The 21233-nt window shown below is 50.3% G+C and carries 14 protein-coding genes; 11 read left to right on the top strand and 3 right to left on the bottom strand.

Translation table 11 applies throughout. The annotated features are described in order from the left end of the window. Nucleotides 1-11: 11 nt before the first annotated feature. On the top strand, nucleotides 12-143 hold the full coding sequence (locus AB1I49_RS09950; protein ID WP_407720886.1) for a hypothetical protein: 132 nt from the start codon (nucleotides 12-14) through the stop codon (nucleotides 141-143). Nucleotides 144-213: 70 nt separating this feature from the next. Next, on the top strand, nucleotides 214-1113 hold the full coding sequence (locus AB1I49_RS09945; RefSeq protein WP_407720885.1) for a leucine-rich repeat protein: 900 nt from the start codon (nucleotides 214-216) through the stop codon (nucleotides 1111-1113). A gap of 179 nt (nucleotides 1114-1292) precedes the next feature. On the opposite strand, the gene AB1I49_RS09940 is transcribed toward AB1I49_RS09945, so the two are convergent. Then, nucleotides 1293-2129, bottom strand: coding sequence for a hypothetical protein (locus AB1I49_RS09940; protein WP_407720884.1), 837 nt, complete (start codon nucleotides 2127-2129; stop codon nucleotides 1293-1295). After that, nucleotides 2119-5121 (bottom strand): RNA dependent RNA polymerase, encoded by a 3003-nt coding sequence (locus AB1I49_RS09935; protein ID WP_407720883.1) that lies wholly within the window; start codon nucleotides 5119-5121, stop codon nucleotides 2119-2121. Before AB1I49_RS09935 ends, AB1I49_RS09940 begins: the two co-directional genes overlap by 11 nt. Nucleotides 5122-5257: 136 nt before the next feature. Between AB1I49_RS09935 and AB1I49_RS09930 the strand changes: the two genes are divergently transcribed. The 9 genes from AB1I49_RS09930 to AB1I49_RS09890 all read left to right on the top strand — a co-directional run bounded on the left by AB1I49_RS09930 (nucleotide 5258) and on the right by AB1I49_RS09890 (nucleotide 19165). Next, nucleotides 5258-7024: a hypothetical protein gene (locus tag AB1I49_RS09930; protein WP_407720882.1), complete on the top strand. Its 1767-nt coding sequence runs from the start codon at nucleotides 5258-5260 to the stop codon at nucleotides 7022-7024. 366 nt (nucleotides 7025-7390) lie between these two features. Next, nucleotides 7391-7708: a plasmid mobilization protein gene (locus AB1I49_RS09925; RefSeq protein ID WP_407720881.1), complete on the top strand. Its 318-nt coding sequence runs from the start codon at nucleotides 7391-7393 to the stop codon at nucleotides 7706-7708. Continuing rightward, nucleotides 7669-8649 (top strand): relaxase/mobilization nuclease domain-containing protein, encoded by a 981-nt coding sequence (locus AB1I49_RS09920; RefSeq protein WP_407720879.1) that lies wholly within the window; start codon nucleotides 7669-7671, stop codon nucleotides 8647-8649. The genes AB1I49_RS09925 and AB1I49_RS09920 overlap by 40 nt, the downstream gene beginning before the upstream one ends. Before the next feature lie 94 nt (nucleotides 8650-8743). Then, nucleotides 8744-8986 carry a hypothetical protein gene (locus AB1I49_RS09915; RefSeq protein ID WP_407720878.1) on the top strand — a complete coding sequence of 81 codons (243 nt, stop codon included), beginning with the start codon at nucleotides 8744-8746 and terminating at the stop codon, nucleotides 8984-8986. A 121-nt stretch (nucleotides 8987-9107) separates the two neighbouring features. Further along, nucleotides 9108-10781, top strand: coding sequence for a recombinase family protein (locus AB1I49_RS09910; RefSeq protein ID WP_407720877.1), 1674 nt, complete (start codon nucleotides 9108-9110; stop codon nucleotides 10779-10781). 157 nt (nucleotides 10782-10938) lie between these two features. Then, a complete protein-coding gene (locus AB1I49_RS09905; protein ID WP_407720876.1) occupies nucleotides 10939-13953 on the top strand; it encodes a right-handed parallel beta-helix repeat-containing protein in 3015 nt (1004 codons plus the stop codon). A gap of 127 nt (nucleotides 13954-14080) precedes the next feature. Further along, the gene (locus AB1I49_RS09900) at nucleotides 14081-16120 is read left to right on the top strand and encodes a GH25 family lysozyme (RefSeq protein ID WP_407720875.1); all 2040 of its coding nucleotides are present in this window, start codon (nucleotides 14081-14083) and stop codon (nucleotides 16118-16120) included. 10 nt (nucleotides 16121-16130) lie between these two features. Then, nucleotides 16131-17903 (top strand): glycoside hydrolase family 13 protein, encoded by a 1773-nt coding sequence (locus AB1I49_RS09895; RefSeq protein WP_407720874.1) that lies wholly within the window; start codon nucleotides 16131-16133, stop codon nucleotides 17901-17903. An 83-nt stretch (nucleotides 17904-17986) separates the two neighbouring features. Next, the gene (locus AB1I49_RS09890) at nucleotides 17987-19165 is read left to right on the top strand and encodes a cation:proton antiporter (RefSeq protein WP_316610076.1); all 1179 of its coding nucleotides are present in this window, start codon (nucleotides 17987-17989) and stop codon (nucleotides 19163-19165) included. A gap of 23 nt (nucleotides 19166-19188) precedes the next feature. Here the strand turns inward: AB1I49_RS09890 and AB1I49_RS09885 are convergent, their stop codons facing one another. Next, the gene (locus AB1I49_RS09885; RefSeq protein WP_316610073.1) at nucleotides 19189-21081 is read right to left on the bottom strand and encodes a glycoside hydrolase family 31 protein; all 1893 of its coding nucleotides are present in this window, start codon (nucleotides 21079-21081) and stop codon (nucleotides 19189-19191) included. Between the last annotated feature and the right edge of the window lie 152 nt (nucleotides 21082-21233).

The raw sequence follows: 21233 nt of genomic DNA, 5'->3' as shown, positions 1-21233 counted from the left end.
GGTTAATTAATTTGAAGAAAAAGTACTATGATGCTCCCGACTTTGAGTTGATTAAATTTTGCTTTGAAGAAATGATGGATCAGCGACGCGCAAGTCACCCTGAAACTTCAGGTGATGAAACTGATGATAGTCTCATTGATTAACTCATAACAGTATGTACAGGCAGTGCGTCAAAGTGCTGCCTGTACTTTCTATCAAAACATAGGTGATGATATGAAAAAAACAAAAAAATTACTAAGCCTGATTGTGGTATTTGTACTACTTATATCCGTATCAGTAGTTAGCTTTTCTGCAGATACAATCTACATTGTCAACGGCTATTCATACTCTGTTGTCAATAATACATCAATCTCATTGGTGGATTGGGATCATGAACAGCCCAATCTTTCAGTTCCGGATATGTTGGCTAACAGGTATTTTATATCTGTTGCTAACTGGGCTTTTGAAAATGATACCGATTTAAAAAGCGTCGATTTGTCTCAGGCAGAGCACTTGAACCGTATAGGAATGTACGCTTTCAGCGGTTGCACTGAGATTGAGGGTGATATGATTATTCCTCAGTCTGTTACAAGAATCGGCGAGCACGCTTTTGATAACTGTAATAAGTTGGAAACACTTGAGTATAACGGCAGCGCGGATGTTCCGGAGTACTGTTTTTATAACTGTTCTTCTTTGAAATCCGTATCAATTGCGGAAGGAGCAAAGAGCATTTCTTATTTTGCATTTGCTAATTGCTCAAATCTTGAATATGCGGAAATTCCGCAGAGTGTAACAAGTATTGCTGCTTCTGCATTCAGAAACGATTCAAACCTCACCCTCGGCGTGTGGTATGGCACAACGGGATATGATTATGCCATTGTGCAGAACATTCCTTACGTTCTCCTCGATGGTATCAAGCTCGGCGACACCACCGGCGACGGTATTGTAAACATCAACGACGTCACAACGATTCAGCGTTATCTGGCAGAGCTGGAACCCTTAGAAGGTATTTATCTCCATGCTGCCGACGCAAATCAAGATGGTACGGTGGATATTGCCGATGCGACAATTATCCAAATGTATCTTGCCGAATATGAGATGGAATATCCCATCGGCAAAGTTATGACACAATAATTTTTCAGAGCAGTAGGGCGACCTGCTGCTCTTTTTTTCGCCCTGTGCCGCGCAAATGAAAAGTTCGCAGTCGTACCCGCCCTGAACAAACAAAGCCCACACAGGCGATTTGTCGCGGTTTGTGAGCCTCGTTTCAGTGAACAACGAAAGTGCAGCGGATTTCTCTGCTGCACTTTCGGTTATATCAGTTTTATCAAATTTTCATGAAGCGTATAGCGCGATACGCCGTTGCTCTGCGGGTCTCGGATGATGATAGCGCCAAATTCCTTCGGCAGCCACTTCTTACTGAAAGAACCGTTGCCGAAATAAGCGTCAAAGTTCGTGACCGGCAGCACTACCTTATCAGAATCAATTGGTTTGTTGGCGATATAATACTTCACCAACAATTCGGCGGCGGGCTGGGCAGGTGTTGCTACACGTGCTTTGATGTATTCGCTGATACGGTCAGAAAGAGGAAAATCTTTGTTTTGAAGTTTTCCCAACTCCAGCGCGTCGGCGAGAATATCGTCAAAACGCAATATCCACGAGCCTATGGTGGTAGTTGAAAAAATCGGCACTTGAAATTGGATAACATTCTTTTCCCATTCTTTGACGAAGCCTTTTCTCAACAATTCGCACTTTGAAACTGTCGTCTTGCTGAGGGAATCGGGGTTGTTTTTGACAAAATCGCAGATGTTATGAATATGACGGTAAAACCAGCCGCGACCATTTGTATCAACCAACTCTGGAAAACTATCATGCAGCTTGCAGAAATTGGTGTTTGCTTTCCAATCGTCTTTCTTTTCTGTCGGTAAGCTGCACCATGCCTGTAACGCTCCTTTCGCGCGGTCGATATTAGGAGTTCCTGTTTCAAACATATATCCACGTGCGATAGTTGTCAAAACTCTGTGCAGCCCGATTTGTTTTATCAGCATATCAAAGGTAAACCGCCCGAGAAACGACATATCGCGTTTGCCATTGGCGTTGTACTTCGGAAACTGCGTATATGCCTTGAATTCTTCCGGTTCATTCAGCATTTTTCTTCACCCCCAACACATGCGAATAAACCGCGTCGGGCAGTAGCTCCCACAGCAAGTAGCGCTTTCCGAGAGCCACCACATACGGCACCGCTTTTTTCGGCTTGATGATTTTATCCATCAAAGCCCTGCACGCAGCAGCAACCGCCTGACGGTAACTCTGCGCGTGAGATTTATTCAAATACGCCTGCATCATTTCCTTGAACTCCTTCGAGTCGTTTGACCGAAGGAGTTTTTTGCGTTCGGTGGCGTTGTTTTCGTCGTCAATGTCACAAATCAAGTCGTCAAGCACACGGTAACCACCAAAGCGGAAATCTGAAAGCAAGTCATAATATTCTTCAAACTCAGGAAGATACTCACTGAGAAAATCAAGCCGTGAATCCTTATCCATCAAATGCCACGACAGTTTTTTCAGTTCTTCTCGGACAGCGGCTACTCTTTCCGGCGATAACTTTGAAAATGCAGCATAGAGCGCGTCACTGTCGATAAACTCCTCCTGCCCTTGTGAGTAGAGAATTCGGTCAATATCATTCTGACTTGCTTTATTCTTGATCGGTGCGCGGCAGGCGCGTATTCTGGATAAAACCGCCTCATATTGCTGCAACAAAAATCCGACGGAAGATAAAATATTTGGATCCAAGCTATCCTTCCAATCAGGCTTTGTCGCAAAGGTGAATAACTCGCTGTCCTTTGCCGGTTTCGGATTCAACCGTTTTGTGTTTTCCTTTAATTGCTTGGCTAAATACGGCAAGCGCTCTACGTTTGAGGTCACCTTATCCCAATCGGTAGATGCAAAAAATTGCTTGATTTTCTTCTGCGGCGAGTCCTCATACCAAGCGTGGTTCCGGTCAAGCTCCAGCAAGGATTTGTATTTGAGGAAGAGATTGTGTGCCCTTCGTTCTCTGACAAGGTATTCAGACAAATCAGGCTTCACGCCGCTTTTAACGGAATCAATCTCCAAGCCTGTCAGAATGGACAGAACCTCCGTCTGTTCACGGCAGTGCTGGCGTTCCTCGTCGTTTGAGTTTTCATCATAAGCGATAATGCTTCTGTCAAATGCCGCATTGCAGATTTGCCCAACACGTGAGGAAAACGTATCGCGAACCGTCACGAACCGATCATGCCAGTCGTTGGCGTTTCGTGTAACAGGTTCTTCTGACGGAATATACAGCAGAGGAAGATTGCTGCGGTCGTTCAAATCGTCATATTCGTAATTCCGCTTTACACATTCGTTAAGCAGATCATCCGCAATCGTTTTGATCATATCGCCGTCAAAATCAGCACCGCCCAAACGCTGCGCCGCAAGGCTCTCGGGATCAACCATCACTACATCGGTCAGCTGAGAAAGATAGTGCTTTCTCATATTGCTGGATTTGCCATAGAGATTTAGCTGAATCTCCTCATTGCGTGCGATATGCGGATTACGCAGAAGCGTACAAACTGCGTCGGCATCATATGACGCACCCGGCGAGTAAAAGCTGTTTTTCTTAAACCGCTCTGTCATTGCTACCGACCAAAAGACGCTTTGCCGATGATCCCTTTTGACGCCGGAATCAATCATAAATATCAACAAATCCAGTAAATCATCAGAGAGAAAGCGGTTGTCGCCCTTCACGAGCAGCCGTCCCAAACTGTACTGTCGAATCAGCTTGTCGGCGTTGTCATTCAGCTCCTTGACACACGCTTTTTCGTTGACAAACAAAGGATTCTTTTTAATACACTTTCCAAGTGCGTTGTTTTTATCAATAAAATACTGCCTGCGAAAAGCTTCGTTCAAACAGAAATCATAGTAGCGCTGCTCGGTTGCTTTTGTGATCCAATTACGGCTGTCAGCAGAAGGGCTGGTCTCCCAGCCGTCAGGCAAATCATGCGGACGAAATTCTTCCGCGGTCATAGATAAGGTGTTGAGGAATTGATAGTTCAGCTCCGTGTGGTCGTCGGGCTTCACTTTGCTGACATTGGTAACATACAGCGCATGATTATACTTTTTGAAAATACTTAAATAATCATTCCAATCCATTCCGTTTTCGGTCAGCCAGCCATAACCCTTGAACATACTTTGCGTGAGTATCATTTCCACCTGATTAACAGGATGACGAACGTCCCAAATGTCCGTTATATATTCACTGCCCGCGCTTTTCAGGAAATCCTTGAAATTAACCTCGTGAACCATGCCCTTGACATACGGCATACGGATTTGGAAGGAATGGTGCATGTGTTTGCCGCAATAAATATTGTCAACTGCTTTTGCGAGTTGTTTGGAGATCAAACCTTCACCGTCATGGCGAAGAACCGTAAAGTCCTGTAATTCTTCCTTACGGTTGTACTTTTTGACCGCTTCGCTGACAGCAGTTCCCTCTACCGAAACGACTTTTGTATGTGCGCGGTAGGTTTCATTCTTCACAACAATCACACTATGAGGATTGGTTAGGTCAATACCGTCGATCCTGACACCGCCTGACAGCATCAAGCCGTTATATGCATAGAGCTTTGAGAGCCGACAGTCACCGACAACCATATCCATCATAATACGCCGACGCACTTCATCGTGAACATCAGCGCGGATAAACGACAGCTTTGCCTGACGGCTCATACTGCCCGAACGCTCAAAGGCAAGATAACGATGAGCGCCGCTCCCAAAGTCGAGCGTTACACCATCAGGATGAAACATCGCCTCGGCTTTCTTCTGCCGTTCCATCATTTTCGGAGAGCTACCCCTGTCAAATATGCCGTTGAAGTCGACATAGAGAATCACATCCTGCAAATCAGGATGCGCCGTCTCACTTTGCGGAGGTTCAATATTGCAGCCGTTGAGGACACACATCGTCTGATAAAACAGAGCGTTGTCATCCTGTACATCAGCCGCTTCACGCATGATACACTTGCGCGTGTCTGTTTTGCTGAGATGAAATGTGTATTGATCATGCTCCTCTCTCGCGTAACTGATAAGTGAACGCGCAGAGAGCATGTGGATTTTATATCGTGTATTCAAATTACATCACCCACTGCCAATCATATCACAAATCCTTTTGAAAAACAACCTATTTGCGAATATGAATACTACTCCCACTTTTGACGAGGTGGGGGTTTGGTATTTGCAAAAATAATTTCAAAAGGAGGAATTACCCATGTGTAATCCAACAGACAACCTTGTACGATATCCGCTTCCGTACAAGGTGGTGGACGGTTGCCTCTGTCAGGAGACAACCAAGCGGAACAAACCGACGACAGAGAAGCTCTGCAACTTCACAGCGTACATCGTCAACGAGGTGTTGTTTGACGACGGCGTTGGAACGTCGCGTACAATGCGGATCGGCGGCGTACACGCTAGCGGCAGAAAGCTGCCGGAGATCGAGATCACTGCAAGCGAGTTCAAAAAGATGGACTGGGTGCTTGAGCGTTGGGGCGCTGATTGTATCATTGAGCCTGTGCCGAGAGCAGCTGAAAGAATTTGCGCTGCCATTCAGAGCACAGCCACCTTCGAGAACACCAAGGACGTGTACTACAAGACAGGATGGAAGAACATTGACGGTAAATGGGATTACCTTCTTCCGGGTGCAGGCAAATATGATGTACGGCTGTTCGGAAAGCTCAGCCGCTATGAAATGGCAAAGGACTGGTCAAAATCCGATTTGCAAACGGTATGGCTGATGATGAAGGACAAGCTGATTGCGACGAAAGCGATTGTCTGGACGCTGATCGCGTTGGTTTTTCTGACGCCGCTTAACGAATTTCTGAATCAGGTGTTGTACATGCCGAAATTTGTACTATACCTGATCGGCAGAACAGGTACGCGCAAGAGTACGCTGGCGGCATTGTTTCTTTCGTTCTTCGGAAGGTTCAGCGGTACAGATTTGCCCTTGTCCTTCAGCGACACGCTGAACAGCATTCTGGCAAGTATCTATACGCTCAAAGATGTACTGACCTGTATCGATGACTTTCATCCCGGCACGCGTAGAGGGGAGCAAAAGGACACTGACACCGCGCAGGGCATTGACCGTGCCTACGGCGACCGTGTCGGCAAAGGCAGACTGACAAAAGACTGCCGGCTGATGGAGTCCCATCCGCCGGAGGGCAATGCCATCGTGACAGGTGAGACCGTTCCCGATGTCGGTGAGAGCGGAATTGCAAGAACCTTTATCTTGGAGGTGAAGCGCGATGACGTTAACTTGGAAAACCTCAGTTTCTTCCAAAAGGAAGCGAAGAACGGCACGCTGATGAAGTGTTTGCTGGCGTATGTCAAGCACCTGAAAGACAGCTATCTGCATAACGAAAAGGCTTACACAATGCTGCTTGAAAACCTGAGCAACAGCTTTGAATACCACCGCGATTCCTTCTACAACGCAGACATTCCAACCCACAGCAGAGTTCCTGAAATCGTTTCATGGCTGATGATAGGCATGGAATTCTTTTTGGATTTTATGTATGTGAATGAAATCATTGATAAAACGGAAGAAGAGCTTGTCATAGATGAATTCCGCGAGATTCTTTACGGCTTGGCGAACCGGCAGAGCAAGACGATCCAGCAGGACAAGCCCGCTGTGATCTTCATTCAAAAGCTCTATTCTCTGATTGAGAGCGAGCAGGCTGTGGTGCTGGATAGAACAGTTTTCAATGATTACAGACCCGCCAATTTCATCGGATATGAAGATGATGAATTCTACTGCTTGAATTCGGATTTGGCACACAGGGCAGTTTATCAACTGTGTAAAAGCCAGGGCGAATCGTTTACAATCAAAAAGAACGAGCTGATTAAAGCGCTGGCATACGAAGGCTTGCTGGATTCCGATAAGGGCAAAAATGTGAAGTCGGTTAATGTTTGCGGAAAGGGCAGTATGAAGCTGCTCTGTATCATCAAAGAGAAAGCAAACAAAATCGCTGCCTCTGCTGAATAAGGGGTGATCGGGGGGATAAGGTTTTGGAAACGGCTTGAACGCTGAAGATTCTTCTCTTTCTCCCGGGGTGAGTTTTGGGTGAGAAATTCCCCTCAATTTCCCCGAGCCGACTTCTCAAAAACCTCATGGAATCTGGCTTTTCTTTCATTCTCCCCCTAATCCCCCGAAAATCAGCATACCAATTCAAAAATACGATTATCAAATTCAAGCGGATTATACCGAAGAACGAAAGATTTTTTGAGCCTACATTTCCGCTTTATTGCCAGTTTCGCCTTTGTATTACGACCGCCCTCTTTCGGGCGGCCGCAAAGGCAGATGCGAGCTAGGCCCGCGCCCATATTTTGAAAAACTATGGAGGAAAATTATTTGAAAAAACAACCGAAAACTGAAATTATTTCAACGAGAGTCACGCCCGAGCAGAGAGAAATCATCGAAGAAAAGGCGTACTCATCTTACCGAACGCCGAGCATGTATCTGCGAGATTGTGCGCTTGACAAAAAGATTGTCGTCGTCAAAGGCGTAGATGAAGTCGCAAATGAGCTGAGAAAAATCGGCAACAACCTCAACCAATTGACGAGAGCAGTCAATTCCGGCTATTGTTACGAAGTCGATTTGCTCGAAACGAGAGAGGAGGTGGCAAGGCTTTGGCAGTCGTTAAATTCGTTAACGCAGGAAGTCCGATGAACAATATTTTTGATTATGTCACGCGACGTGAAGCGACGGAGAGCAAATTGATCAGCGGCGTCAACTGTTCTCCGGAGAGTGCGCTCGAAGAATTCCGGTTCGTCAAGAAGCGGTTTCACAAAGAGGACGGCAGGAGTTACTATCATATAGTGCAGTCCTTCTCGCCTGATGACAACCTCACTCCCGAGACCGCACACGAAATCGGATTGAAGTTAGCCGAGTACTTTCCGGGCTTTCAAGTCCTTGTCGCCACGCACACGAACACCCATGCCGTCCACAATCATCTTATTATGAACAGCGTCAACTTCGAGAACGGCAAAAAGTTTCACCAGAGCCGCAACGAGATGCTGCAGGCAAAGGAGTATTCCGATCAGCTTTGCCGTGAATACGGACTGAGTGTTACCGAGACCAAAACCAAAAATCCGCGCAACGCCAGATGGAAGCGTGACTTAATTGAAACCGCGTCCTCCGCCATTGGTTGGTCGGCAACAAAGGAAGAATTCATCGAGTATATGCGTGAACACGGCTACAAGGTGCAGTGGGAGGACAAGTACAAGTATATCACCTTCACCACGCCGGAGGGCTACAAAGTCCGCGACAACAAGTTGTTTGATGAGCGATTCCTGAAGAATAATCTGGAACTGTACTTCGCCATGGGCGGCTGTGATGGTGAAATGCTCGACACCTACTGTGATTATGTAACGCCGTATCACGACGACAGTTTCACCATGACAAGCACTGACGGGCTGATAACTCTCCTCGGAGATATTCTTTCATCCGTTCCTGCGGACTACTATTATCAGCCGCATTACGTCAACGAAATGAACACGATGGAAAAACTCCGCCTAGAAAAAATCCTCGGACGGAAGATTTCCAACGAAGCCTTCCACACTTACTGTACACGCGAGGACTACGAACGCGAGCAAGGAATTTCAATGTAAAAGAAAGGAAATCCACTATGAAAATTGCTATTTGCACCATTATAACACAAGGATAAGGAGGGAAACGGAAAAAGATTTGAATCTGTGATGCCTTATGGCATCGGAAAAGAAAGTTATAAATCAAGAAGATTTTGCCAACAATAAAACTGAAACCAATCCGAAGGGAGCAAAGACTACGGAAGCAGTTATCAGTAACGGCAACCCGATCGGCGACAGGTTGTGGCTGGAACACTTTGCAAACGCATTGCACAATACCGTATTCAACGATGATGAATATCGAAAACTTCTGCGTTTGATCGACAGGGAGCTGAGCCGGAAGTATAAAGGTAAAATCTGACAAAACTGGGAACAGCCTCCTAATGCACGGGAGGCTGTTCCGAATTATAATAAATATATCGCTATTCTCTCTGGACATTACCGCAAAGACGTGGTAGTGTTTGGACAAAGGAGGTCGTACTATGGATATTTTATCGGTCAGAAATCAAATAAAACGCGAGGGGATCAACTTCAAAGATTTGCCGCTGCGTGTCGCCTTCTATGCCCGCGTCAGCACGGATTTTCTTGAACAGCTCAATTCCCTTGAAAATCAAAAGCAGTATTTCACTGAGTATATCGGCGATATGCCGAACTGGGAATTCGCAGGCGGCTACATCGACGAGGGCATTTCAGGTGTAACGACTAAGAAACGTGAAAAATTCAACGAGATGATCGATGATGGATTGGACGGCAAATTTGATCTGATCGTCACCAAAGAGGTCTCGCGATTCGCCCGCAACACGCTCGACAGCATCCAATATACACGGCAGTTATTAGCCAACGGCGTAGCGGTCTACTTCCAGAATGACAACATCAATACGCTTGACGAGGACTCTGAGTTCCGCCTGACGATCATGGCTTCCATGGCGCAGGACGAGTCGAGAAAAATCTCCTCGCGTGTCCGGTGGGGACATCATCAGGCGATCAAAAACGGCGTCGTTCTCGGCAACAGCAATATCTTCGGCTACCGCAAAGCTGACAAGCGGCTTTATATTGACGAGGAACAGGCGGCGATTGTCAGGGAGCTGTTCGAGCTGTACGCCACCGGCAAGTACAGCATGAAGAACCTCGAAACCTATTTTTATAACAATGGCGTCCGCAATACCAAGGGCAACAAGCTCTCACATTCAACGATGGCGAACATCATCAAGAACCCGAAATATATGGGCTACTATGTCGGCAACAAGGTGCAGATCGTCGATATGTTCACGAAGAAGCAGAAGTTTCTGCCGGAGGACGAATGGGTGATCTACAAGGATGAAACCGGCGAGGTCGTACCGGCTATCGTGTCCGAAGAACTCTGGCAGCGCGCTAACGAAGTCCTAAAGCTCCGCAGTCTTGACGTGAAGCAAAAGCAGAACAAAACCAATCACAACAACCTGCTCACAGGCAAACTGATCTGCGCTCACTGCGGCAAGCCCTACTACCGCAAGGACACCGTCAGCAAAAAGGGTACTGTCAATTCCGCGTGGCGTTGCTCCTATAAAATCAAAAACGGCAAGGGCAGTTGCCCGTCGATGACGATATACGAGCATGAGATCATTCCGATTCTGGAAGATGTATTCAAGTCAAGCCAGAGCAATATTCAGGAATTGTCCGACTTGATCATGCGCCTGTCGGAAGAACTTCTCAGCACTAACGAGGGCGCAAACAGGATCGAAAACCTGAATAAAGAAATTGATATCGAGCAACGAAAAAAGCAAAAGCTCCTGAAACTCAACATCGAAGGGCTTTTCCCCGACAGCGAGTTCATCCGCATGACCGCCGAATGCGATGAAGAAATCAAGCGCTGCCAGGAGGAAATCGAAGCTATCACTGCCCAGCTGAGCGGCAGAAAGGATATCAACAAGGAGCTTGCCGAGATCCGCGATATCCTCAACCTCGCCGCCGAAAGCCTTAACGGAGACGAGCTCGACCGCAGCTTTGTGGACAGGTTCATCAAGCAGATACTTGTTTATCCCGAAGAAAACGGAATGCGGCTTGAAATCGAGCTGAACGCAGGCGACAAAATCATCAAAACGCTCTTGAAAAATGTTAGCCGTACAGGACACACGTCTAAGAAAATGATTGAGTCCTACGAGAACAGCATGAAGTAATTATTCCTGCGTTTCATTTTCAGGTGAAAGCAGTGGTATTTGGGCAGACGCCTTGATACCACTGTTTTTCTTTTTGGCTGAACGGAAATTCGTCGTTGACACTCTGCCCAAAACAAGGTATAATCATATATAGTTTTTTAGCAAAGAGGTGCAAGATATGAAGTTTTTCCTCAAAAAAGCCTCGGCAGTACTGCTGTGCGTGCTGACGCTTGCGGGGATGGCGGTTTTTTCCAATGGAGCGGCCGCGACAGAAACGGATACAGATATTATTGAGGTCAGCGCCGCGACAATCGCCGAAAGAGGATTCTCGGAAGCGGTTCAGACGGCTCTCGACAGCGCGGGACAGCTTGCGAATGAAAAGACTCAGGTCACTGTAAGAGTGCCCGCGGGAAATTACGGCCTTGAATACGGTCTGCATATTTTTGATTACACCATTCTTGATTTGCGTGGGGTGACGGTTACCCGCCTTAACCTCGGCAACATGATTCGCGTCGGCAGTGAGGACACAACGGACTCGGGCGCGACAGGATATTTTTACCGTAATATCACTCTGCTGGGCGGAACGCTCGACGGCAATGCGGGTTACAACACGATGATAAAGGCGGCTCACGCCGCTGATTTCAAGATGGAGGGCGTGACTCTCCAAAACGAACGCGGCGGTCATATGATGGAGGTCGCCGGCGTAGACGGCTTTACCGCAATCGGCTGTACATTCAAGGATCAGATTCTGCCCGTTGACGGCATCGGCTATGAGGCGATCCAGTTCGATATCCTCCACCCGTCCCACATGGTCAACTGCCGTGTCGAGGACTTGAATATGCGCAATATTCTGATTGAGAACTGCACGTTTGACAACGTGCCGCGCGGCATCGGCACCCACACGGGCGTGCTCAATAATCCTTTCGACGGAGTAAAAATCAGACACAATACTTTCCGCAATATCAAGAGCGCCGCGGTTCAGGGCGTGAACTGGATCAACGTCGATATCTCTCACAACATCGTCGAGAGTGCTCCGCGCGGATTCTCTCTTTACTCAATAATGGCGCACGGCAGCGGCTTGTACCGTTCCGATTATCTGTCAACGCTCGGCGGCACCGAGAGCCACGTCCCGAGTGTTTACCAAGAACCTGCGGCGGCGAATATCAGCATACACGACAACACTCTGACCGAAATCGGCACCATCGACGACATTTATGCGCAGTATGTTTGTCAGGGAATCGCGGTTATGGGCGACAGGCTCGACGAGCCCTCAACGGACGAGGGCGGAATACCCGCGGGCGAATATTACATCACAAATGTTGAAATACGGGATAATTACATTGAAGCTCACGGTCACGGTGTACGCCTCGAGGAAACCGGGAACGCGCGCGTCAGCGGCAACGAGATCCGCTGCACGGAAAACACCGTCCACCCTGCGAACTATTACGGAATTGTCCTGATAGATCGCGCGCAGACCGACGAAATCACGCGCAACTATATCACAGGCGCGCCTGTGAACGGCATTCAGATTGTTGACAGCGAAGTAACGAATGTAACGCGCAACCGCGTGGCGAAAACAGGAAAGTACGGTATTTCGGCCTACACCTCGCAGTTTGAAAAAATATCGGAGAACGAGGTCAGCGGTACCGTGAATCAGGGGATTGTTCTTCTCGGCGGTTCGGGCGCGAAAGAGGTGCGCTGCAACCGCGTCTATGACTGCGGACTCGACGCGCTGTATTTTATGTATGACAGCTCCGCTGACGACGTGAGCGCCAATACCACCGTCCGAAGCGGCGGCTCGGTTACATACGCCAAAACGCCGAAGCTGGTCAAGGTCGGGATCAACTACACCGTCACCGCGCCGCTCAGCTCGTATGTCCTTGACGGAAAGGGCGTGAGAATGGGTGTCGGCGACAGCTATCTGCTTGTGCCCGATGTGCGGCCTGTAAACGCTGTTAATAAGTTCAGCTATTCGAGTGCCGACAGGAGCGTTGCGACGGTAGATGAATGCGGCAGAATAACCGCCGCAGGCGTCGGAGAAACGACCGTGACGGTTTCTTCAAACGGAATAAAAACGCAGTTCACGGTTGAGGTCGGCGAAAACGAAGGCGCTGTTCTGATTCCCTCGGACAAGCTGCCCGCGCCGAAAATCGTTTCCGCCGAGTGCGTCAAAGGCGGCATCAAGCTCAAATGGGACGCGGTTGACGGAGCATACGGTTACAGGCTTTACTACCGCTACGTCACCGGTCAGTGGAAGCGAATGAAGGACACCGATAAGCTTACCTATACCGACCCCGGGGTTTCGCTGGGCAGAACCGAGACCTACACGATACGCGCTATCGGTGCTGACGGACAGCCGTGCAGCGGCTATGACCCCGTTGGCTGGAGCATGACATACCAGCTCGATACTCCGCAGGTTCAGAGCCTGCAAAATACAAACGACAGCATCACCGTTCGCTGGAACGCCGTAAAGGGAGTCACAAAATACAGGGTTTATTTCAGAAACTCGAGCGGCGGCTGGACAGGCCTAGGCACGACTACAGCTTGCTTCTTCGCAGACAAAAAGGTCAGGTCGGGCAGACGTGAGACCTACACTGTCCGCGGACTTGATAAGAACGATAATTTTGTGACCGACTACAACCACGTCGGCTGGTCGGCAACATACGTTGAACCGCCCGTGATCACGGATAACCAAAGCGTTGAAAAGGGAATCCGTCTGAGCTGGGAGCCTGTTTCGGGTGCGGCGGCTTATCGAGTCTATTACAGGAACACCCTCGGCGGCTGGTCAGCGCTCGGCGACGCAGACGGCACAAGCCTTGTTGATACGGACGTTCGCAGCGGCCACACCTACACCTACACGATCCGCGCGCTCGACAGAAACGGCAACACCTGCAGCGGCTATAATTACACGGGCTGGCGCGCGACGTTTGTCGGCACTCCCGATTTCAGTCTTGCGAATGCGTCAAACGGAGTCAGGATATCATGGAAAGCGGTTGACGGCGCTTACGGCTACAGGGTGTTTTACAGGAATTCCGGCGGCGGCTGGACATCTCTCGGCACGGTTTACACAACCACGTTTATCGACAGGGATGTCCGCAAAGGCGGAAGATATACCTACACCGTCCGCTGTGTCGACAGGTACGGAAGGTATGTCAGCGGATATCTGCAAAGCGGAAAGACAATTACATACTGAATTATTGCAGTCGGCTTTGCACGGAGCCGGCTGCTTTTTGTTGCAAAACCCTATTTGCTGTGTTATAATAGACAAAAATACTCATTTTTTATTTTTGGAAAAATAATCTATATTCAGAGGAAGACTTATGAGACTGAAAAGATTTACAGCGGCGGCGCTTGCCGCTGTGATGTGCGCGTTTTCGCTTCCTGTCAGTGCCGCGGACTTTGCGGAAAAGACAAGTGACATCAAGGCGTACACCTACAACATTACAGACGCGACAACTATTCAGCGCATCGCGGCCGGATTGAAAGCGCCGACCGAAAAGGAACAGAACATCTATGACCTCGATTTCAGCGGAGAGATCGATATCGTTGACGCAACGATCGTGCAGATGCACTGTGCCCGTTATTATGATGTGCGCAGTGACGATTATCTGAATCAGTTCGCCACGGAAGAACCAACCGAGCCAACGACGGCAGACCCGACAGAGCCGATAACGGCAGAACCGACCGAGCCGGCGACATCAGAACCGACTGAGCCGATAACCGCAGAGCCTACAACGGAACAGCCGACAACAGCGGTGCCGACGGAACCGACGACGGAAGAATCGACAACCGAGGCGATTTACCTCAGAATCAACGAGGAAAACGTCGAGATGGGGCTCAACGAGAGCTACACCTTTACCGTTGAGACAAACGCGCCGTCCGTTACGTTCATGAGCACGGACGAAAGTGTGCTGACCGTCGACGAAAACGGCACCGTCACCCCGAAGACGACAGGCGAAGCGAGTGTTGCCTGTGACACGGGAAAGGGCGTTACCGCGTGGTGCGACTTCAAAATCTGCAGCGAGGCAAAGGAAATAAAGCTGAACCGAAGCTCTCTCGACCTCGGCTCTGAGGAGTATTACACCTTCAGGAGCTTTGTCGACGCTGACGCGGCGGCGTTCAAGCGCGTGTATTCCTCGGACAACGAGAATGTAATGAAAATAGACAGCGTTACGGGTTACGCGACTGCGATCGGTGCGGGAAAGGCAACCATCAGCTGTACTCTCGCGAACGGTCTCAGCGATTCCTGCGAGGTCACTGTATACCGCATGGCTCAGGGTCTGACGCTCAACGAGAGCAGCGTGACACTCGCGCTCGGCGACAGCTTTGACTTTGACAGCCACGTCGCGGGCGGAGGGTTTGCGTACATACGCGTCTACCACTCGCTTGACGAGAGTGTCGTTTCGATCGCGCCCGGGGGCGGCATCGCGACTGCGGTCGGCGAGGGAGAAACTCAGATTTACTGCGAGCTTATCAACGGCGTGAGGGCTTATGCCGACGTAAAGGTTTTGCCCGCGTCCGAGAGGATAAAGCTCTCAAACGCGCCGTCGCTGATGCAGGTAGGTGAGAAGGCACGATTCCGCGTCGACGGAAACACCGCCGTCAACAACGCGAATATCACCGTGAACTCTGTTAACGGACTTGTCAGGGCGACCGAACAGGGCAGCGATTTCATCGAGCTTACGGGTATCCGTCAGGGCGTTGACACCGTGACCGTGACCACCTACAACGGACTGAGCGCATCCTTTAACGTGACTGTCGACGGCAGCTGCGCTACGCTGATTGATGTTTCCACATGGCAGGGCAGTATTGATTTCGATAAGGTAAAGAAGAGCGGAATCGACTATGTGATTCTCCGCGCGGGCTACGGCAGAGAGCTTGACCAGATCGACAACCGTTTTGTCGAGAACTACGAAAAGGCAAAGGCGGCAGGTCTGAAGGTCGGCGCGTACTGGTTCAGCTACTCCGAATCCGTGGACGAGGCGTTCAAGGAGGCTGAGGCTTGCTTGTACTGTCTCGGCGGCAGAAAGCTCGACATGCCGCTATACTACGACCTCGAAATCGACTCCGTTATGGAGCGCATGACGAAGTCCGAATACACACAGATGGCGCTGAATTTCTGCTCGGTCATCGAGAGCGCGGGCTACCGTCCCGGTATTTACTCGAGCGTTTCGGTGTACCAGACAAAGCTTGACCACTCACGCCTCCTGCGCGACGGGATCTCCGTCTGGAACGCGCACTGGTCTGAGCGGTGCACAATCGAGTGCGACGTCTGGCAGTACAGCGAAAACGGAAGCGTCAGCGGTATCTACGGTGACGTCGACATGAATCTCATATATAATCTGGACGTAGTGGAATAAGGAGGAGCCTATGAACTTCGCGGCGGTCTATCATCGCAGCACACCCGATATGTGCTATTCTCCCGACGGCAACGAGATCGTTATAAATATCCGCACGGACAGGGACGTTGACGCGGTATATCTGGTCCACGAGGATCCGTTTATTCATGAGCTCAACCGCAAGAGCGAATGGTACGGCAGACGCGAACGAATGAGCCTTTCGCGCGAGCTGAGATATCAGGTGATTTACACCCTGAAAGTCCGTCCCGAGTATAAGCGGCTGATGTATTACTTTGAGCTGGAAGCCGACGGCAGGACATACTGTCTGTACGAAAACAAGCTCTGCGAAAAGAGCGAGGCAAATGACACCTCAAAGCAGTTCTTCAAGTACGCGTGGCTCAATCCGTCCGACATAATCGCGCCGCCGAAGTGGGTGGGCGACACGGTGTGGTACCAGATCATGCCCGACCGTTTTTGCCGCCACCATGACGCGCCGCAAGATGAAAAATTCCGCGTATGGGGCGACCTTTCGAACCCTCAGTGGTACGACTGCTACGGCGGCACTCTCAGGGGAATCACCGAGAGGCTCGACTACCTCAAGGATATCGGTATCAGCGGAATATACATGACCCCGATTTTTCAGTCCAACTCCAGTCACAAATACAATACCTTCGATTACACCAAGGTCGACAGCGACTTCGGCACAGAGGACGACCTGCGCGAGCTTGTCAGAGAAGCGCACAGCCGCGGAATCCGCATCATGCTCGACGCTGTGTTCAACCACTGCGGCCACAAGTTTCCGCCTCTGCTTGACGTGTGCGAAAAGGGCAGAGCTTCAAGGTACTTCGACTGGTTCTTCATCAACTCAGACGACTTCATGAAGGAAGAGTTCACCACCGCCGACGGAAGGTTCTATTCATTCTCGTTCTGGGCGCCGATGCCCAAGCTCAACACCAACAACCCAGAGGTCGTTAAGTATTTCTCAGACCTCTGCTGCTACTGGGCGAGGGAATGGGACATCGACGGTATCCGCTTTGACGTCGGCGACGAGGTTTCGCACTCCTTTATTCGCAAGGTTCACGAGAAGGTCAGGGCGATCAAGCCTGAGATCTATCTTCTCGGCGAGATCTGGGTCGATTCGCTCAACTGGCTGTATGGCGACGAGTACGACGCGGTGATGAACTATCCGTTCTCGGGCTGCGTCAACGACTATTGGAAGAACACAAAGCTCACCGCGCAGGATTTTGTTTACGCAATGAACGCCTGCCACTCGCTCTATCCCGAGCAGGTTAACCGCGCGATGCTGAATTTCCTCGACACTCACGACACACCGCGCGCTGCCGAGAGCTGTAGAAACCTCGACGTACTGCTCCAGAAACTCGTTGTACTGACGACTATGACGGGCGCGCCTTGTCTTTATTACGGCACCGAAATCGCCATGAAGGGAAAGCGCGATCCGTACAACCGCACGCCGATGCCGTGGGATGAAATCGAGCGCGGCGGTCATGATGAGTTTATCGGAAAAATCCGCGCGCTTCTCAAAATGCGCCGCGAAAACCCCGAGCTGAGGGAGAATGATATCAAATACCATCTCGACAGTGACAATCCGCGCCTGCTATCCTACACAAAGGGCGGCAGCATAGAGGTGATTGTCAACGCGGGAAAGAAAGCTGTTGACATTGACTGCGGCGGCGAGGTGCTTTTCTCAAATCTCCTCAGCGGAGGCAGGCTCCAAAGGAACGGAGCCGCGGTTATCAGAAAAAACAAAGAAGGTATAAAAATATATAAAATCCTCTGTCAATGACAGGGGATTTTCGTTTTGACAATTTTCTGTTCAGGGTGTAACATAGAATAAGAAAATGAGGAAAAGAGACGATATTTGTGGACGTGCTATCCATCTTCAAGGACCTTGCGATAATCATGCTTTTCGCCAAGGTTTTCGGACTTGTCGCGCGCAAGCTCAAGGCGCCTCAGGTAGTCGGCGAAATTGTCGCGGGACTGCTTATCGGCCCGAGCGTGCTCGGCTTTGTTCAGCAAAACGACTTCATCAACGTCTGCGCTCAGATAGGCGTGGTAATTCTTATGTTCTCGGCGGGTCTGGGCACCAATCTCCGCGATCTGCTGCGTACGGGGCCTAAGGCGCTCGCGATAGCCTGCGCGGGTGTGGCTGTGCCGCTTGTCGGCGGAACGCTGCTCTATCAGTGCTTCTACGGCTTCTCGCCGTGGGGAAGCGAGAAGTTCCTGACCGCGGTGTTTATCGGCGTGATCATGACCGCTACGAGCGTGAGCATCACCGTCGAAACCCTAAAGGAGCTCGGCAAGCTCAAAACCGAGCTCGGCACAACGATACTCAGCGCGGCGATAATCGACGACGTAATCGGCATTCTCGTTCTGACCTTCGTGATCGGCTTCAAAAACCCGGACTCAAATCCGTGGCGCGTCGGCTTCAACACGATCGCGTTCTTCGCTGTTGCGATTGTCGTGGGCTTTGTTATCTACAAGGCGTTTCAGTTTGTCGACAAGCGCTATCCGCGTACCCACCGCATTCCGATTCTCGCACTGGTTCTCTGTTTCGGATTTTCATACGTCGCCGAGCACGTTTTCGGTATCGCTGACATCACGGGCGCATACGTCGCGGGTATTATCCTGTGCAGCCTGCGCGATTCGGACTATATCGAGGAAAAGCTCGACATCAACTCATACATGATTTTCGGCCCGATTTTCTTCGCGAGTATCGGTCTTAAAACGGACGTCAGCGGCATAACATGGGACATCGTGCTGTTCTCCGCTGCATTTGTGCTCGTCGCGCTGTCGACGAAGATCATCGGCTGCGGCGCTATGTCAAGGCTCTGCGGCTTCAAGGGCAAGGACACGCTCAAGATAGGCGTCGGCATGATGACGCGCGGCGAGGTCGCCTTGATTGTCGCGCAGAGAGGACTGAGCGAGGGCATGATAAGCTCTGTGTATTTCACATCGGTGATCCTGCTGATCATCGTGTCTAGCATCGCGACCCCGATTATTCTAAAGCTGCTGTTCGGCAGAGAGAAAAAAAGCGCTTCCGATTGACGGAGGCGCTTTTGCTATGTCTGTCAGATGTATTCGAGGTTTTCGGTGTCGAGCAGCGCGGTGCGCATCGCGGGCTTGCACAGCTCGATGCTTTTGCCCTTTTTGATGAACAGAGGCACCTCGTTGAGTGCGATATCGACGTAATGCACGCCCTTTTTGAACTCCTGCTTGGTGACCTTTTCGCCGCTGAGCTTTACGAACGTCATGTCCTCTGGCAGATATACGTAACGACCGCTGACGTTTTGCTCGTATACGGGAGCAATCATGCACTCCTCGCCGAGCATAAGCTGGGTTTCGCACTCGCGGGCGATCTTGTCGTCGGGGTAGTCGAACGAGAGCGGACGGAATATCATGCCGTTTTCCTCGCTCGCCTTTCGGAAGGTGCGGTATAGGTAGGGGATAAGGCGGTATCTCGCCTGAATGATGTCGCGGAAGTCCTCGGCATTTTCAAAGCGGTAGCACTCCTGATCTCTCGTTCCGAGCGCGGAGTGGTTTCGCATGAGCGGCGTGAACGCGCCGAGAGCGAGAAAGCGGAGAACCAAGTCGCGGGTAGCGTTCTCGTTGAAGCCGCCCAAATCGGCGCCGCAGTAGAGGAAGCCGCACATATTCGCCGAGGGCAGCATCTTAAGACAGAGCAGAATGTGCGACCACCAGGAGTGGTTGTCGCCAAACCAGATACCGCTCGTGCGGTGTGCGCCGATGTAAGACGCGCGCGAGAACATCAGGATTTTCTCCTTGCCGAAGGTCTTTTCGAAGTGTTCGCCTGCCGCTTTTGTCATGCTCGCGCCGTAGATGTTGTGCACCTTCTGGTGATTGACTCGCTTGCCGTCAACCTCGTGGTAGATGCTCGAGTAGTCGTCCTGAGAGTTCGACAGCCCCATGAAAACGTCCTTGAGGTGGAAGAATTTACCGAGGTCGAGGTTCTCGCCCTTGAGAGCCGCCGCCTCGTTGAGAGCTTTTTGCAGACCCTGCTCGGAGTAGAAGATCGCCGGCTCGTTCATATCGTTCCAGAAGCCGTCAATGCCCATGTCGGTGAGGGTCTTGTACTTTGAGCCGAACCACTCGCGCACGTCTTTCCTGAGAAAATCGGGGAAGCCGACGATGCCCGGCCACACGCCGCCCTTGAAGTCGCTGCCGTCGGCGGTTTTGCAGAAGTAGCCGTTAGCCTTGCCCTCTTCGTAGACGTCATATCCGTCCTCTTTCTTTACGCCCGCGTCGATGATCGGGATAAGGTGGATATTGCGCGCCTTTTTGTCTGCGACGAAGTCCTCAAAATTCGGGAAGGCTTCTTTGTTGATTGTAAAGTCCTTGTAGCGCTCCATGTAGTCGATGTCGAGGTAAACGCAGTCAAGCGGAATATTTGCCCGGTCGTAGTTTTTGATCACATTCTCGACAGCTTCGGCGTTGTGATAGCTCCAGCGGCACTGCTGATAGCCGAATGCCCAGAAGGGCGGAATGTAGCTCTGACCGATGATTTCGCGGAACTCGCGGACTATCTCAACGGGCTTGTCCTGCTCGATGATATAGATGTCAAAGTCCGTGCCGTCAATCGTGATCTCGGCGGCGTCGGCTTTTGTGTAGCCGATATCCCAGCGGATCCTGGCGGGGAAGTCGATGAAAATGCCGTACCTGCGGAAAATCAGGAAGTTATGGGCGGCGTAGAGCGACTGCTTTGTCTCGGTGTGGAAGGGATCGTCGCTGCAGTAGCTCTGATAAATCCATCCGCGCTTGTTGATGCCGCGCGGAGCCTCTCCGAGACCGTAGATTATGTCGTCGTCAGCCATTTTGAAGGAGAAAACGAACTGTCCGTTCTCTGTTTTGTGCTCAAAGGGAAAGTCCGAAAAATCGCTTGCGGCAACGGCTTTAACGACCGCTTCGGTGTTGATCGGTTCGCCCGTAGTGTATCTTTTTACCATAAAAAACTCAGCTCCTCGTCAGGGATTATGGTATTATTGTACTATGAAACCGTGAGAAATGCAACAGAATTTGCCGAATTTTCCCTTTTAGACGAAGTGAAATTAACGCTACAAAAAAATGATTATGACTGTTGAATTTGTGGTGATAATGT

The sequence above is a fragment of the Ruminococcus sp. NATIVEDY160 genome (assembly GCF_045819885.1).
Taxonomy (GTDB): domain Bacteria; phylum Bacillota; class Clostridia; order Oscillospirales; family Acutalibacteraceae; genus Ruminococcoides.
Note: the sequence above shows the minus strand (reverse complement) of the source record. Positions and strands in the feature narration are given on the sequence as shown.

Coding starts and splice junctions, on each gene's coding strand:
- AB1I49_RS09945 (WP_407720885.1), top strand. CDS start 214: ATGAAAAAAACAAAAAAATTACTAAGCCTGATTGTGGTATTTGTACTA.
- AB1I49_RS09940 (WP_407720884.1), bottom strand. CDS start 2,129: ATGCTGAATGAACCGGAAGAATTCAAGGCATATACGCAGTTTCCGAAG.
- AB1I49_RS09930 (WP_407720882.1), top strand. CDS start 5,258: ATGTGTAATCCAACAGACAACCTTGTACGATATCCGCTTCCGTACAAG.
- AB1I49_RS09915 (WP_407720878.1), top strand. CDS start 8,744: ATGGCATCGGAAAAGAAAGTTATAAATCAAGAAGATTTTGCCAACAAT.
- AB1I49_RS09910 (WP_407720877.1), top strand. CDS start 9,108: ATGGATATTTTATCGGTCAGAAATCAAATAAAACGCGAGGGGATCAAC.
- AB1I49_RS09905 (WP_407720876.1), top strand. CDS start 10,939: ATGAAGTTTTTCCTCAAAAAAGCCTCGGCAGTACTGCTGTGCGTGCTG.
- AB1I49_RS09900 (WP_407720875.1), top strand. CDS start 14,081: ATGAGACTGAAAAGATTTACAGCGGCGGCGCTTGCCGCTGTGATGTGC.
- AB1I49_RS09895 (WP_407720874.1), top strand. CDS start 16,131: ATGAACTTCGCGGCGGTCTATCATCGCAGCACACCCGATATGTGCTAT.
- AB1I49_RS09885 (WP_316610073.1), bottom strand. CDS start 21,081: ATGGTAAAAAGATACACTACGGGCGAACCGATCAACACCGAAGCGGTC.